Origin of the sequence: Pseudomonas sp. W2-17 (genome assembly GCF_041060445.1) — a bacterium.
Lineage (GTDB): Bacteria > Pseudomonadota > Gammaproteobacteria > Pseudomonadales > Pseudomonadaceae > Aquipseudomonas.
The window spans coordinates 104,862-119,562 of sequence record NZ_JAUFNS010000007.1 but is presented as its reverse complement, the minus strand read 5'-3'; the positions used below and the strand labels follow the sequence as shown (position 1 = coordinate 119,562).

The 14,701-nt window shown below is 61.0% G+C and carries 10 protein-coding genes; 5 read left to right on the top strand and 5 right to left on the bottom strand.

Going from position 1 to position 14,701, the window contains the following annotated elements; translation table 11 throughout:
* Positions 1 to 86: 86 nt before the first annotated feature.
* Together QWI20_RS10955 and pcaD are read left to right on the top strand one after the other, a co-directional pair.
* The gene (locus QWI20_RS10955) at positions 87 to 1,376 is read left to right on the top strand and encodes an MFS family transporter (protein ID WP_369305513.1); all 1,290 of its coding nucleotides are present in this window, start codon (positions 87 to 89) and stop codon (positions 1,374 to 1,376) included.
* 87 nt (positions 1,377 to 1,463) lie between these two features.
* Positions 1,464 to 2,252 (top strand): 3-oxoadipate enol-lactonase, encoded by a 789-nt coding sequence (gene pcaD / locus QWI20_RS10950; protein WP_369305512.1) that lies wholly within the window; start codon positions 1,464 to 1,466, stop codon positions 2,250 to 2,252.
* Between the two features lie 82 nt (positions 2,253 to 2,334).
* Here the strand turns inward: pcaD and QWI20_RS10945 are convergent, their stop codons facing one another.
* The 3 genes from QWI20_RS10945 to QWI20_RS10935 are packed head-to-tail and all read right to left on the bottom strand — an operon-like array spanning position 2,335 to position 8,096.
* A complete protein-coding gene (locus QWI20_RS10945; protein ID WP_369305511.1) occupies positions 2,335 to 3,801 on the bottom strand; it encodes an AdeC/AdeK/OprM family multidrug efflux complex outer membrane factor in 1,467 nt (488 codons plus the stop codon).
* On the bottom strand, positions 3,798 to 6,932 hold the full coding sequence (locus QWI20_RS10940) for an efflux RND transporter permease subunit (RefSeq protein ID WP_369305510.1): 3,135 nt from the start codon (positions 6,930 to 6,932) through the stop codon (positions 3,798 to 3,800). The genes QWI20_RS10945 and QWI20_RS10940 overlap by 4 nt, the downstream gene beginning before the upstream one ends.
* A 3-nt stretch (positions 6,933 to 6,935) precedes the next feature.
* Positions 6,936 to 8,096 carry an efflux RND transporter periplasmic adaptor subunit gene (locus QWI20_RS10935; RefSeq protein WP_369305509.1) on the bottom strand — a complete coding sequence of 387 codons (1,161 nt, stop codon included), beginning with the start codon at positions 8,094 to 8,096 and terminating at the stop codon, positions 6,936 to 6,938.
* Positions 8,097 to 8,352: 256 nt separating this feature from the next.
* On the opposite strand from QWI20_RS10935, the gene QWI20_RS10930 reads away from it, so the two are divergent.
* Both QWI20_RS10930 and QWI20_RS10925 read left to right on the top strand, forming a co-directional pair.
* Positions 8,353 to 8,997, top strand: a complete 645-nt coding sequence (locus QWI20_RS10930) for a TetR family transcriptional regulator (protein WP_369305508.1) — start codon at positions 8,353 to 8,355, stop codon at positions 8,995 to 8,997.
* Positions 8,998 to 9,243: 246 nt separating this feature from the next.
* Positions 9,244 to 10,047, top strand: coding sequence for a cache domain-containing protein (locus QWI20_RS10925; RefSeq protein WP_369305605.1), 804 nt, complete (start codon positions 9,244 to 9,246; stop codon positions 10,045 to 10,047).
* Between the two features lie 18 nt (positions 10,048 to 10,065).
* Here QWI20_RS10925 and QWI20_RS10920 read toward each other — a convergent pair whose 3' ends face one another.
* Positions 10,066 to 11,571 (bottom strand): MDR family MFS transporter, encoded by a 1,506-nt coding sequence (locus QWI20_RS10920; RefSeq protein WP_369305506.1) that lies wholly within the window; start codon positions 11,569 to 11,571, stop codon positions 10,066 to 10,068.
* Between the two features lie 459 nt (positions 11,572 to 12,030).
* Positions 12,031 to 12,918: a LysR substrate-binding domain-containing protein gene (locus tag QWI20_RS10915; RefSeq protein WP_369305505.1), complete on the bottom strand. Its 888-nt coding sequence runs from the start codon at positions 12,916 to 12,918 to the stop codon at positions 12,031 to 12,033.
* Between the two features lie 144 nt (positions 12,919 to 13,062).
* Between QWI20_RS10915 and QWI20_RS10910 the strand changes: the two genes are divergently transcribed.
* On the top strand, positions 13,063 to 14,694 hold the full coding sequence (locus tag QWI20_RS10910; RefSeq protein ID WP_369305503.1) for a 5-guanidino-2-oxopentanoate decarboxylase: 1,632 nt from the start codon (positions 13,063 to 13,065) through the stop codon (positions 14,692 to 14,694).
* Positions 14,695 to 14,701 lie beyond the last annotated feature (7 nt).

Here is a 14,701-nt window from a genome sequence, read left to right as displayed (position 1 = left end):
TGATGTCGAAACGTTACTGCTTAAGTCTAACTGTTGCAGGTTATGTCTTAGACTGGCTGACCTTACTAACACCTGGGGAGATAATAATGACAACGACTCACTACACCGGAGAAGAGCGGCGCAAGCGGATCTTCGCCATCGTCGGCGCTTCATCGGGCAACCTCGTTGAATGGTTCGACTTCTACGTCTACGCATTCTGCGCCATCTATTTCGCGCCGGCATTTTTTCCTTCTGACGATCCGACCGTTCAGTTGCTCAACACCGCGGGCGTCTTCGCCGCAGGCTTTTTGATGCGGCCGATCGGTGGCTGGCTGTTCGGTCGCGTGGCCGACAAGCACGGCCGCAAGAACTCGATGATGATTTCCGTGCTGATGATGTGCGCGGGCTCGCTGGTCATTGCCTGCCTGCCCACTTACGCGTCGATCGGTGCCTGGGCGCCGTTTCTGTTGTTGATGGCGCGCCTGTTTCAAGGCCTGTCGGTGGGTGGTGAGTACGGCACCACCGCCACGTACATGAGCGAAGTCGCGTTGCGGGGGCAGCGCGGGTTTTTCGCTTCGTTTCAGTACGTGACGCTGATTGGCGGCCAGCTGTTGGCCGTGCTGACTGTGGTCATCCTGCAGCAGTTTCTCAGTGCCGATGAGCTGAAAGCCTACGGCTGGCGGATTCCGTTCGTGGTCGGTGCGGTCGCCGCGGTGATCTCGCTGGTGCTGCGCCGGTCGCTGAAAGAGACCACCACGGCCGAAGTGCGCCAGAACAAGGACGCGGGCAGCATGTCTGCGCTGTTCCGCGATCACAAAGCGGCGTTCATCACCGTGCTGGGCTACACCGCCGGCGGCTCGCTGATTTTCTACACCTTCACCACGTACATGCAGAAATACCTGGTTAACACTGTGCACATGGATGCCAAGGTTGCGAGCTACATCATGACCGGCGCGCTGTTCCTGTACATGTGCATGCAGCCGGTGTTCGGCATGCTGGCCGACAAGATCGGCCGCCGCGCCTCGATGCTGTGGTTCGGCGGCCTGGGCACCCTGTGCACGGTGCCGCTGCTGCTGACGTTGAAAACCACTACCAGCCCGGTCATCGCGTTCGTGCTGATCACCCTGGCATTGGCCATCGTCAGTTTCTACACCTCGATCAGCGGGCTGGTGAAAGCAGAGATGTTTCCGGTGCAGGTGCGTGCGCTGGGCGTCGGTCTGGCCTATGCCGTGGCCAACGCGATTTTCGGCGGCTCGGCTGAGTACGTGGCCCTGGGCCTTAAGAACATGGGCATGGAAAACACCTTTTACTGGTACGTCACCGTGATGATGGCGGTTGCTTTCCTGTTCAGCCTGCGGCTGCCGAAGAAGCCGGCTTACCTGCACGAAGACCACTGATCCCGGATCTTGGAGCGCGCGTCCTTGCCGGGCGCGTGCTGTCCATCTTCATCACACTTATTCCACGTGTTTCACGGAGCGACTGCCATGGCGTTCGTACAACTCGAAGACGGTGAGCTGCATTATCAAATTGATGGCCCGGCGGATGCGCCGGTGCTGGTGCTGTCCAACTCCCTGGGCACCGACCTGCACATGTGGGATGCGCAAATCCCGGCGCTGAGCAAGTCATTCCGCGTCGTGCGTTACGACACCCGCGGCCACGGTCAGTCCCTCGTCACCCAAGGGCCTTACACCCTCTCGCAGCTGGGACGAGACGTGCTGGCGCTGCTTGATGCGTTGAAGATAGAACGCGCGCATTTCTGCGGATTGTCCATGGGTGGCCTGATCGGTCAGTGGCTGGGCATCCATGCCAACGACCGGCTGCACAAGCTGATTCTGTGCAACACCGCCGCGAAGATCGGCGACACGGAAACGTGGGCGCCGCGCATCGCCCAGGTGGAGAAGGGCGGTGAGCGGGCCATGAAGGAAATGGGCGCCGGGGCAGTTGGGCGTTGGTTCACGCCTGACTTTGCCAGTCAGCACGCCGACAAGGTCACGCCGATCACCGACGTGCTGGCGGCAACTTCTCCGCTGGGTTACGCCGCCTGCTGCGCTGCTGTCCGGGACGCCGATCTGCGCAAGGAAGTCAGTTCGATCACTGTACCCACGCTGATCATCTGCGGCAGCCATGACGCCGTCACCACGGTGGCGGACGGGCATTATCTGCAGAACCACATCCACGGCAGCGAACTCTCCGACTATTACGCCGCGCATTTGTCCAGCGTCGAGCTGGGTGAAGTCTTTGCCCTGCGCGTTACGGAGTTTTTGTTGGCGTAACCGCCGTGGTCTTTGCTTGAAACAGCCTGGAAAACGGTCAAAAAAAACCCACCAATCGGTGGGTTTTTTCATGCACGTTGTATCAGAACAAGCGGGTAGACGGCACATCGCCCGCGGTGGGCTGACGCTCGCCGGTCGGGGTTTGTTCGTACCAGCCGCCACCCAGCGCGCGGTACAGATTGACCTCGCTGTTGAGCTGGGACAGGCGATCGGTGATCAACGACTGCTGCGCGCTGAACAACTGACGCTGGGCGTCGAGGAAGGTCAGGTTGCTGTCGATCCCGATGCGATAGCGTCGCTCGGCCAGACGGTAGTAGTCCTGGTTGGCGTTGACGAAGTCGGTCTGCGCCTTGAGCTGATCGGTGTAGGTCTTGCGTGCGGCCAGGCCGTCGGAGACTTCTTGGAACGCCGTCTGAATCGCCTTCTCGTAGTTGGCGACGCCAATGTCTTTCTGGATCTTCGAGTAGTCGAGGCTCGCGCGCAGACTGCCCGCGTTGAAGATCGGCAGATTGATCGACGGCTGGAACAACCACGTCCCCGAACCGCCTTTGAACAGGCCGCTCAGGTCACCGCTCGCCGTACCGGCACTGGCCGTGAGGCTGATGCTCGGGAAGAATGCGGCACGTGCCGCGCCGATGTTGGCGTTGGCCGCTTTCAGGCTGTATTCAGCCTGAAGAATGTCCGGACGACGCTGCAGCAATTCCGACGGCAGACCCGCTGGCATTTCGTTGAGCATGTCAGCGCTCAACGGTTTCGAGGCGGGCAGGTTGGCCGGCAGACTGGTGCCCAACAGCAGCACCAGATTGTTCTCGTCCTGGGCGACCAGCCGCTGATACTGGGCCAGCTTGACGCGGGCGCTCTCGACGGAGGTGCGCGACTGCGCCAGATCCAGCGCCGAGGCCACACCCACCTCGCTGCTGCGAGAGGTCAGACGCAGGCTTTCTTCGAAGGCGCCCAACGTGTCCTGGGTCAGCTTCAACAGCTCTTTGTCCGCTTCCCACGTCAGATAGGCGTTGGCCACGTTGGCGACCAGACTGATCTGCGTGCTGCGACGGCCTTCTTCACCAGCGAAGTAGGTTTGCAGCGCCTGCTCACTCAGGCTGCGCACCCGGCCGAATAGATCCAGTTCATAGGAACTGATGCCCAGACCCACCGAATACTGACTGGTGATACCGGACTCGCCCGTTTGCGACAGGTCGCCCGGCACGCGCTGACGCGTGCCGGTGCCCGATGCCGCCACGGCCGGGAACAGGTCCGCACGTTGAATGCGGTACTGCGCGCGGTAGGCATCAATGTTCAGCGCGGCGACGCGCAGGTCACGGTTGTTCTGCAGCGACGTCTGAATCAGTTGCTGCAGCGCCGGGTCATGGAAAAACTGACGCCAGCCCTGTTCGGCCGCGGCCTGATTCGCCGCCTGGGCCGGCGAATAAGCCGGACCTTGCGGGAACTGAGCCGGCACCGGTGCGGCGGGCTGCTTGTAATCGGGGATCAACGAGCAGCCGCCGAGAATGAACGCGGTGACCGCCAGCGAGATCAGGGACTTGCTCATTGGCCAGCCTCATCGTGTGGAGTGTGTTTCTGTTTGCCTTTGAACATCGAGGATATCGAAACGAAGAACAACGGTACCCAGAAGATCGCCAGAATAACCGCGGTGATCATACCGCCGATTACGCCTGTACCGATCGAATGCTGGCTACCGGCACCGGCGCCCGAGGAAATCGCCAGCGGGACCACACCGAGAATGAACGCCATGGACGTCATCACGATGGGCCGCAGACGCATCCGGCAGGCTTCGATGGTCGCGTCGACGATGTCCTTGCCCTGCTCATGCAGCTCCTTGGCGAACTCGACGATCAGAATGGCGTTTTTCGCCGCCAGACCCACCGTCACCAAGAGACCTACCTGGAAGAACACGTCGTTGGACAGACCGCGCAGGCTCGTCGCGATCAGCGCACCGATAACCCCAAGCGGGATGACCAGCAACACCGCGATCGGAATCGACCAGCTTTCATACAGCGCCGCCAGACACAGGAACACGATCAGAATGGACAGTGCGTACAGCGCGGGCGCCTGAGAACCGGACAGCCGTTCTTCATAGGACAGACCCGTCCAGGAAAGACCAACACCCGCCGGTAGCTTCTTCGCCAGTTGCTCGACCTCGGCCATCGCTTCACCGGTGCTGTAACCCGGCGCTGGAGTACCCAGCACTTCCTCGGCCGGTACACCGTTGTAACGGGACAGCTTCGGCGAACCGAACACCCACTCGCCGGTGGCGAACGAGGCAAACGGTACCATCTCGCCGGCGGTGTTGCGCACGTACCACTTCTTCAAGTCTTCCGGCTTCATCCGCGCACTGGCATCGCCCTGCACGTACACCTTCTTGACCCGACCGCGGTCGATGAAGTCGTTGACGTAGTTGCCACCCATGGCGATGGACAGCGTGGTGTTGATGTCCGACAGGCTCAGGCCCAGGGCCTGCGCACGCTCGTCATCGATAACCAGTTGGTATTGCGGCTCATCGTTCAGACCGTTCGGACGCACGCCCGCCAGAATCTTGCTCTGTGCCGCCATCCCCAACAGTTGGTTACGTGCTTCCATCAGCTTGGCGTGACCCACGCCGCCCTGATCCTGCAAGTACACGTCGAAACCGGTGGCGTTACCCAGTTCCAGTACCGCAGGCGGTACGACCGCAAAGGTCATTGCGTCGCGGAAGCCAAAGAAGTGCTGCTGCGCGCGCTTGGCCAGCTCGAACACGCTGTTGGAGGCATCACGATCGCCCCACGGTTTCAGCATGATGAACGCCAGACCGGAACTCTGACCGCGACCGGCAAAGTTGAAGCCGTTGACGGTGAACACCGAGTTGACCGCGCCGGATTCTTCTTCCAGCAGGTACTTGCGCATGTTGTCGATGACGGTCTGCGTACGTTCCGCCGAGGAGCCCGGTGGTGTCTGCACCTGGGCGAAGATGACGCCCTGGTCTTCTTCCGGCAGGAACGCGCTCGGAATGCGGGTGAACATCCAGATGGTGCCGCAGACGATCAGCGCGTAAACGATGAAGGCCGGAATCTTGTGCTTGAGCATGTTGCCGACGCCGCGCTCGTAGCTCACTACGCTGCGGTCGAAGGTGCGGTTGAACCAGCCAAAGAATCCACGTTTCGGCTGCCCGTGCTTCTCGTGATCGATTGGCTTGAGCAGGGTGGAGCACAACGCCGGAGTGAAGATCAGCGCGACCAGGACCGAAAGCGCCATCGCCGAAACGATAGTGATCGAGAACTGCCGGTAGATCACACCCGTGGAGCCGCCAAAGAACGCCATTGGCAAGAGGACCGCACACAATACGAGTGCGATACCGACCAGTGCGCCCTGGATCTGCTCCATGGATTTGATCGTGGCGTCCCGCGGCGAAAGCTTGTCCTCCGCCATCACCCGCTCGACGTTTTCCACCACAACGATGGCATCGTCCACCAGCAAGCCGATGGCAAGGATCACCCCGAACATGGTCAGCGTGTTAATGGTGAAACCGGCGGCGGCGAGGATCCCGAACGTACCGAGCAATACCACCGGCACGGTCATCGTCGTGATAATGGTGGCGCGGAAGTTCTGCAGGAACAGGTACATCACCAGGAACACCAGGATGATCGCTTCACCCAGGGTGTGAACCACGCCGGTGATGGATTCCTGAACCACTGGCGTGGTGTCGTACGGGTAAACCACTTTCATGCCAGGCGGAAAGAACGGCTCCAGCTGGGAAATGGTGGCGCGAATCGCCTTGGCGGTGTCCAGCGCATTGGCACCGGTCGCCAGCTTGATCGCCAGACCGGACGCTGCCTTGCCGTTGAACTGCGCGTCAATGCTGTAGTTCTCGCCACCCAGACCGACTTTGGCGACGTCTTTCAGGCGAACCTGCGAACCATCCTGATTGACCTTCAGCAGAATGTTGCCGAACTGCTCGGCGGTCTGCAGACGGGTTTTACCGATGATCGTGGCGTTCAGCTGCTGACCCTTGAGCGCAGGCAGACCGCCGATCTGGCCGGAAGACACCTGAACGTTCTGGGCAGTGATGGCCGTCTTGACGTCTACCGGGGTCAGCTGAAAGTTGTTCAGCTTGGCCGGATCGAGCCAGATACGCATGGCGTACTGGGCACCGAAGACCTGGAAGTCACCCACACCGGAGGTACGGGAGATCGGATCCTGCATGTTCGACACGATGTAGTTGGACAAGTCTTCCTTGCCCATGCTGCCGTCTTCGGACACGAGACCGACGACCATCAGGAAGTTCTTCACTGCCTTGGTCACGCGGATACCCTGTTGCTGCACTTCTTGTGGCAGCAGCGGGGTGGCCAGGTTGAGCTTGTTCTGCACCTGAACCTGAGCGATGTCCGGGTTGGTACCCTGATTGAACGTCGCGGTGATGGTCATGCTGCCGTCGGAGTTACTTTCCGACGACACATAACGCAGGTTGTCGATGCCGTTGAGCTGCTGCTCGATCACCTGAACCACGGTGTCCTGCACGGTTTGCGCGTTGGCGCCCGGGTAGGTCACGGCGATCGCGATGGCCGGCGGCGCAATGGCCGGGTATTGGTTGATCGGTAGCTTGAGGATCGAAAGCGTCCCCACCAGCATGATCACGAGGGCAATTACCCACGCGAAAATCGGCCGGTCGATAAAAAATTTCGACATGAATTACTCCCCTTTGCTGCCTGCGGCTTTATCAGTTGCCGGGGCAGGGGCCGGGTTAGCTGCATTGACGTTGGTGGCTTCGGCCACTTTCACTTCAGCACCTGGCTTGACGTATTGCAGCCCTTCGGTAATCACGCGATCACCTGCGTTCAGGCCCTTCTCAACCAGCCAGTCGCTGCCGATGGTGCGGTTGGCAACCAGCGTGCGGGACTCGACCTTGTTGTCAGCGTTGACCACCAGTGCGGTCGGTGTGCCTTTCAGGTCGCGGGTCACGCCTTGCTGTGGAACCAGGATCGCGTTCTCGGCCACGCCCGATTGCAGTCGTGCGTGCACGAACATGCCTGGCAGCAGCGTGTGGTCCGGGTTCTGGAACACGGCGCGCAGGGTCACGGAACCGGTGGTCTGGTCGACCGACACTTCGGAGAACTCAAGTTTGCCTTCGATCGGGTAGAGACTGCCGTCTTCGAGTACCAGCTTGACCTTCGCGGCGTTGTCGCCGGCTTTCTGCAGCCTGCCGCTTTCCAGATCGCGGCGCAGCTTGAGCATTTCGGCCGAAGACTGGATCACGTCGACGTAGATCGGGTCGAGCTGCTGAATGGTGGCCATCGCATCGGCCTGACCATTGCTGACCAGCGCGCCTTCTGTCACGAGCGAGCGACCAATACGGCCGGAAATCGGCGCGTAGACCTTGGTGTAGCGCAGGTTGATCTCTGCAGTTTGCACCGCCGCCTTCGCTTCGCGAGCCGAACCCACCGCCGTGTCGTATTCCTGACGGCTGACGGCTTGCTCGTTGATCAGCTGCTTATAGCGGCCAGCGAGGGAGTTTGAGGATTCGTAGGTGGCTTTGGCGCTGTCCAGGGTGGCCTGGTAAATCGCCGGGTCAATCTGGTAGAGCTGCTGACCGGCTTTGACGTCCGCACCTTCGGTGAACAGGCGTTTGAGGATGATGCCGTTCACCTGAGGACGCACTTCGGCGATACGGAACGCGGTGGTTCGGCCTGGGAGTTCAGACGTCAGGGTGTAGGCCTGGGTTTTCAGAGTGACGACGCCGACCTGAGGGGGCGGTGGTGCTGCGGCCGCTTCTTCCTTCTTGCTGCATCCGGAGAGCAGCGATGCCAGGGCGACGGCAGTGACCAGTACGGTAACAGCTGGCTTGAATTGCATGAAGATCCTCGGGTCAGGAGCCTGAACTCATGGAAAGTGGAAAGGGGGCAGGAAAAGTATTCCAGCTAGATAAGTAGGATGCTAATGAATATACTTACATTCACGGTTGTTTGTAAACACCCACGAGTGCGACACTCCAACGCACCGAGGGCATCGATTGTAGGTCCGGGACAAGGCATTACAAAGGCCGCCCGACGTGCTGTGCAGGCCACTCGACCAGAGCGCCTGAAGCATTTTCATTGAGGTTTTTACTGCCATGGTTCGACGCACGAAAGAAGAAGCTCAGGAAACGCGCAAGCAGATCCTCGAAGCTGCCGAGCAGGCTTTCTACGATCGAGGGGTCTCCCGCACGACGCTCGCCGACATTGCGGCCTTGGCTGGCGTGACCCGCGGCGCGATCTATTGGCATTTCAGCAATAAGGCCGATCTGGTCCAGGCCATGCTCGACAGCCTGCACGAGCCCCTTGAAGAAATGGCGAGGGCGAGCGAAAGCGAAGATGAAATTGATCCGCTGGGGTGGACGCGCAAGCTTCTCACTCATTTGTTTCAACAAGTTGCCAGCGACCCTAAAACCCGCCGCATCAATGAAATTCTGTTTCATAAATTCGAATTTACCGACGAAATGTGTGACATGCGGCAACAGCGTCAGTTTGTCTGGCTTGATGCCAACGAGCGAATTGCGCTGGCGCTCGGTAATGCTTCTCGACAAGGCCAGCTCCCCGCTGACCTGAATCCCCAACGCGCCGCGATCTGCCTGCATGCCTATGTGCACGGCATCATCGGCCAGTGGCTGCTGGTGCCCGAGAGCTTTTCGCTGCAGGACGATGCGCAGCGACTGGTCGACGGCATCCTCGACATGCTCCGCTTCAGCCCGGCGTTACGCGATATATCGTCGAATTAAATGGCGTTTGGCCTCTATCTATACCGCGCCTGACCCTCGCTGAACAGGCCGTTTACCTTCGCTTTACTTAGCGCGCCCGGTGATTCGGCGACCATTCAATCTCTGGTACCCATTGAAGTGCCGAATGCTGCCCTATTGCAATCCCCCGTCTACGCTTGCCCCATAACCAATAAGAGTGGGGGCGGGGCGATGACAGTCGTGTCAAAAAACGTATGCAGAAAGCTCCTGATTGGCGCGCTCGCCGCCCTGTGCATCGGGCAAGGCTGGGCCGCTGGGGATGAAGCGCAAGAAGCGGCAGCGGCCAAGGCGTTGCTGGAAAAAGCCGTGGCCCGTTACCGGGTCCAGGGGGATAAGGCGCTGGCCGAGTTCAGCCGCCAGGGCGAGTTCGTCGATGGCGAGCGTTATGTCTTCGTCACCGACACCAAAGGAATCATGCTGGCGAGCGGGGGACCCTCGGTGGCATTGATTGGCCGCGACGTATCGTCGGTGCTCGATCCGGAGTTGCAGAAGAATTTCAAGCAGGTGCTGCAGACGCCGGAAAGCGCCGGCGTTCAGCAGGCCGAATATCGCTGGCAAAACTGGCGCGACGGTAAGGTCGAGCGCAAGCGGGTTTATTTTCAGCGCATAGGCGATCGGGTTTTGGCGGTCGGTTATTACCTGCCCCGCGCTTCGCCCGAGCAGGCGAGGGCGTTGCTCGACAAGGCGTCCAAAGCGCTGGAACAGGACAAGGACGGCACACTCCGCGCGATCAACGACCTCAAGGGCGGATTTCTGCAGGACGATCTGTACATCTTCGTGGTGAACATCGACACCAAGCGCTATGTGGCCCATGGCACCAACTTGCGGCTGGTGAATACCGACTTCAGCAAGGTCAAGGACCCGGAAGGCAAGCCGGTCGGCATCCCGATGCTCGAGCTGGTCAAGCAGCAGCCCGAAGGTGAATACGAATACCACTGGCGCAATCCGGTCACCAGCAAGATCGAACACAAGCACGCCTACGCGCGCAAGGTCGGTGAGTTCATGGTGGCGGTGGGTTACTACAGCGGCTGATCACCCTGACCGGCTCGTTTACCGGTCCTTGTCGTCCCGCCCGCGCAGCAGGTTATTGGGCATCGCCAGCGCGGCGGACAGTCCCAGCAGCGACACCGCCGCGCTGCCCATCAACAGGTGCTGAAAGGTCATCGACAGCTGCCCGCGCAGCAGTTCAAGGGCCGGGCCGCTGGCGGCGTGCAGGCTGTCCATCAGCAAATTGCCGGATCCTTCACCCGCAATTGAACTGCCGCCGACCTGGGCAATGCCGGAACCGGCGAGCATCGCCAACAGCAGCGCCGACATTGTTGCCACGCCGACTGCGCCGCCGAGGGAGCGAAACAGGTTGGTCGTACTGGTCGCCACGCCCATGTCTTTGACCTCTACCGAGTTCTGCGTGCCCACCAGCGAGGTCGGAAATTGCATGCCGCTGGCGATGCCGGTGAGGACCATGAACAGGCTCGTCAGAAGGGCCGACTGCGGCGGCGTGAGGGCAATGCCGAGGATTGCCAGCGGCATTAACGCTGCGCCGGTGAGGATGATCGGTTTGTAGCGGCCTGTCAGCGAAGTGCGTCGGCCGCCGAAGTACGCGCCCAAGGGCATGCCGATGGCCAGCGGCATTAAGTGCAACGCCGCGCTGTCGGCCCCTGCGCCCGTGACGGTCTGAAAGCGCAACGGCAGCAGCACGATCAGCGAGATAGCCTGAAAGCTGGTGAAAAAAATCGTGCACCAGCACAGCACCGCGCTGCGATTGGCGAACAGGTGCATGGGCAGCAGAGGTTCGCGGATGCGCCGTTCATACAGCACAAAAATCACCAGCGCGAGCAGCGCTACCGACAATTGCATGACCACTGACTCGTCACGCCAACTGTGGCCCTGACCGATTTCGGTGATGCCCAGCAGCAAGGCAGTGAGGCCGATGATCATCAGCACCGTGCCCAAGTAGTCAATCACCGGTTTGCGCTGGGGAATCGGCAGGCCGACCAGCGTCTTGCGCGCCACCCACCATGCCGCCAGTCCCAATGGCAGATTGATGATGAAGACCCAGCGCCACGACAGGTACTCAGTCATGAAGCCGCCGAGCACCGGGCCCGCCACGCTGGCCGCTGCGTACATCCCGCTAAAGTAACCCTGATAACGACCGCGTTCCCGGGGCGGGACAATGTCGCCGATGATCGCCTGGCTCACGGACACCATGCCGCCGGCGCCGATGCCCTGCAGCACACGCGCCAGCACCAGTTGTTCCATGCTCTGGGCCATGGCGCAGAACAGCGAGGCGAGGGTAAAGGTCGCCAGCCCGAACAGCATCAAGCGGCGCCGACCGTACAAATCCCCCAGCTTGCCGTAAATCGGCACAGCCACGGTGAGCGCGACCATGTACGCCGATATCACCCAGGCAAGCAGGTCGAAATCCTGAAACTGGGCGGAGATGGCCGGCATCGAGACCGCAACGATGGTCTGATCCAGCGCGCTGAGGAAGACGGCCATCATCAGCGCAAACAGAATGCTGCGGATGTCCGAACGGGGTTGATTAAGACTCGTCACAGGAGGGACTCGACTGGCAGATTAACCCGCTGAACAGCCGCAGGAATTTGTGCCAAGTCTAGTCCGTTAGCTTGCTAATCGATAGCAGGCTGTGGGGATTTTCGCAGTACGTTGACCCGCATTACGCGGACCGGTCTTTGCCGTCAACGAAGAGCGCTGAACGTTGCATCAGTGGGCATGCAATGCCCCATCGTGCAGACCACCGCCATGCGGGGCGTCTGCCGCATTTGCTCGATTCGGTAAGCACCTGCGGCATACAGGCTCAATACGGCAGCAACGGCGACAACATAAACGCACTGTCTTTTTATTGTGGTTCTCATGACATTTGCCTCGATCCGGTAGGACATCGTTTCAGAGCGGACACTGTCAGTGTAGGTCGCTATTGGCGTGTAGGCCGGGCGATGGGGATTGAATGTTTGTATCAGCCGGGCCGTTGGGGAAGAGCCGGCATTGCGCCCCTCAACCGCTGCGCCGTTCAGCCGCCTGCAGCGACAGCCATTCCAGCAGGTCCTGAAGCGGGGAAGGCGCCTCGGCGCGCTTTGGGTGCACGAAGTAATACGCCGCGCCGCTCCGGACTTTCAGCCCGAAAGGCATGACCAGGCGCCCCGCGTTCAGGTCTTCACCGATCAGCGACCAGTCACCAATGGCAACCCCCGAGCCTTGTGACGCGACGGTCATCGCAAGGTCCATCGTGTCGAAGTGCTGACCTTGCGCGACATTGATCAGCTTCGCCCCGGCGGCCTTTAACCACAGCGTCCAGTCACGCTCATCGAGGGTGGGGTGCAGGAGCATGTGCTGCTCCAGATCGGCGAAACGGGAGAGGGGATTGCTCGCCAGCAGCGACGCTGAGCACACGGGCGTCAGTTGTTCGTCGAAGAGGTGCCGCACGTGAGTGAAATCACCCGGATGAGCGCCGAACACCACGGCAGCGTCGAAGTACTCACGGCGAAAATCCACAGCGTGGGCGCTCGTGGTGGTCAGTTGCACCGGGACGTCAGGCCGTTCTTTCTGCCACTGCATCAAGCGCGGCAACAACCAGCGGCTGATGCAGGTCGGCGCCTTGATCCGCAGCGCCTTTGGTTTGGCATCGACCTGATCCACCGCTTCTTCAATCAGGCTGAACACTTTTTCGATGCGCGGCAGCCATTCACGGCCCTGGGCGGTCAGGCTCAAGCCTCGGGCCTCGCGATAGAACAGGCGATAGCCAAGGTACGTTTCCAGCCCGGAGATCTGCCGGCTGACGGCACCCTGAGTGATATGCAGCGCCTCGGCGGCCCGGGTGAAATTGCAGCACTTCGCCGTGATCAGGAACGTGTGCAGAGCGGGCAGGGGTGGGAGGCGTTTCATCGACGGAACGAGCCATGAGCTGAGGACATGGCTAAGCATGACATTTTTTGCGTTGTGTTCGATACGGCCCCGCAGCTTCAATGGTCGCCTGTTGAGCCTGGCACATTGCGGGCGTCGGGCACGACTTCACAAAGGGGTAAAGACATGGCGACGTGCGGGGAAGTGCTGGTCAGGTTGCTCGAAGGCTACGGGGTGGAGCGGGTGTTCGGGATTCCGGGCGTGCACACGGTAGAGCTCTACCGAGGGCTGGCGGGGTCGTCGATCACCCACATCACCCCGCGCCATGAGCAGGGTGCAGGCTTCATGGCCGACGGTTATGCGCGCACGCGAGGCAAGCCGGGCGTGTGCTTCATCATCACCGGCCCCGGCATGACCAACATCACCACCGCGATGGGCCAGGCCTATGGGGACTCGATCCCGATGCTGGTGATTTCCAGCGTGCAGTCGCGCAGTCAGTTGGGCGGTGGTCGCGGCAAGCTGCATGAGCTGCCGTCGCAGAGTGCGCTGGTCGCGGGCGTCGCGGCGTTCTCCCACACGCTGATGTCAGCGGCTGAATTGCCGTCGGTGCTGGCCCGGGCGTTTGCGGTGTTTCAAGCGGCGCGGCCGCGTCCGGTGCATATCGAAATCCCGCTGGACGTGCTGGTGGAGAATGCCGACGCCCTCCTGCACAGCCCACCGGTATCGGTGAGCCGCGCGGGGCCGGCGCCTGCGGCGATCCGGCAAATGGCGAGTCTGTTGGCTAATGCGCAAAGGCCGTTGATTCTGGCGGGAGGCGGCGCCATTGACGCCGCCCCGGCGTTGACGCGTCTGGCCGAACGGCTCGGCGCGCCGGTCGCGCTGACCATCAACGCCAAAGGCATGCTGCCGAGCGCTCACCCGCTGCTGATCGGCTCGACGCAATCCCTCGATGCCACCCGTGAGGTCATTGAAAGTGCCGATGTGGTGCTGGCCATCGGCACTGAGCTGGCCGAGACCGACTACGACATCACTTTTCAGGGCCACTTCAAGATTCCGGGCGCGTTGCTGCGCATCGACATCGACCCCGATCAGACCGTGCGCAACTTCGCGCCGACGGTCGCGCTGGTCTCTGACGCTCAATGCGCCGCCGAGGCTTTGGTCGATGCGCTGACGAGCGAAGTGCTGATGCCACGCCGCGAGGAGTGGGGCACCGCGCAGGTTGCGGCGCTGAAGGCGAGTTTTGAGGCGGGCTGGGACGACGCCACCCGTGGGCAGACGCTGTTTTTGCAGACGGTGCTCGACGTGCTGCCGGAGGCCGTGATCGTGGGCGACTCCACTCAGCCCGTCTACACCGGCAATCTGACCCTGGACCTCGACAAGCCCCGCCGCTGGTTCAACTCCTCCACCGGTTACGGAACCCTCGGCTATGCATTGCCTGCTGCCGTGGGCGCATGGCTGGGCAGTCGCGACGCCGGAGAATCCAATCCAGTGGTGTGCCTGATTGGCGACGGCGGTCTGCAATTCACCTTGTCCGAGCTGGCGAGTGCGGTGGAAGCGCGAACGCCCATCGTCGTGCTGCTGTGGAATAACCAGGGTTACGAAGAGATCAAGAAGTACATGGTCAACCGCGCCATCGAGCCAATAGGCGTCAACATTTACACGCCTGATTTTGTCGGTGTGGCCAAAGCACTGGGATGCGCCGCGGAGGCGGTCGGCAGTGTTGAGCAACTGAAGGCGGCACTGAGCTCAGCCAGTCAGCGTGACGGCCCGACGTTGATCGAGATCGATCAGCAGCGCTGGATGAGCAGCCTCGACTGACGGTTTA

Bases quoted from the DNA above. Each gene is read 5' to 3' on its own strand.
- QWI20_RS10930 (WP_369305508.1), top strand. From the start codon at position 8,353: ATGGTTCGACGCACGAAAGAAGAAGCTCAGGAAACGCGCAAGCAGATC.
- QWI20_RS10955 (WP_369305513.1), top strand. From the start codon at position 87: ATGACAACGACTCACTACACCGGAGAAGAGCGGCGCAAGCGGATCTTC.
- QWI20_RS10910 (WP_369305503.1), top strand. From the start codon at position 13,063: ATGGCGACGTGCGGGGAAGTGCTGGTCAGGTTGCTCGAAGGCTACGGG.
- QWI20_RS10945 (WP_369305511.1), bottom strand. From the start codon at position 3,801: ATGAGCAAGTCCCTGATCTCGCTGGCGGTCACCGCGTTCATTCTCGGC.
- pcaD (WP_369305512.1), top strand. From the start codon at position 1,464: ATGGCGTTCGTACAACTCGAAGACGGTGAGCTGCATTATCAAATTGAT.
- QWI20_RS10915 (WP_369305505.1), bottom strand. From the start codon at position 12,918: ATGAAACGCCTCCCACCCCTGCCCGCTCTGCACACGTTCCTGATCACG.
- QWI20_RS10935 (WP_369305509.1), bottom strand. From the start codon at position 8,096: ATGCAATTCAAGCCAGCTGTTACCGTACTGGTCACTGCCGTCGCCCTG.
- QWI20_RS10940 (WP_369305510.1), bottom strand. From the start codon at position 6,932: ATGTCGAAATTTTTTATCGACCGGCCGATTTTCGCGTGGGTAATTGCC.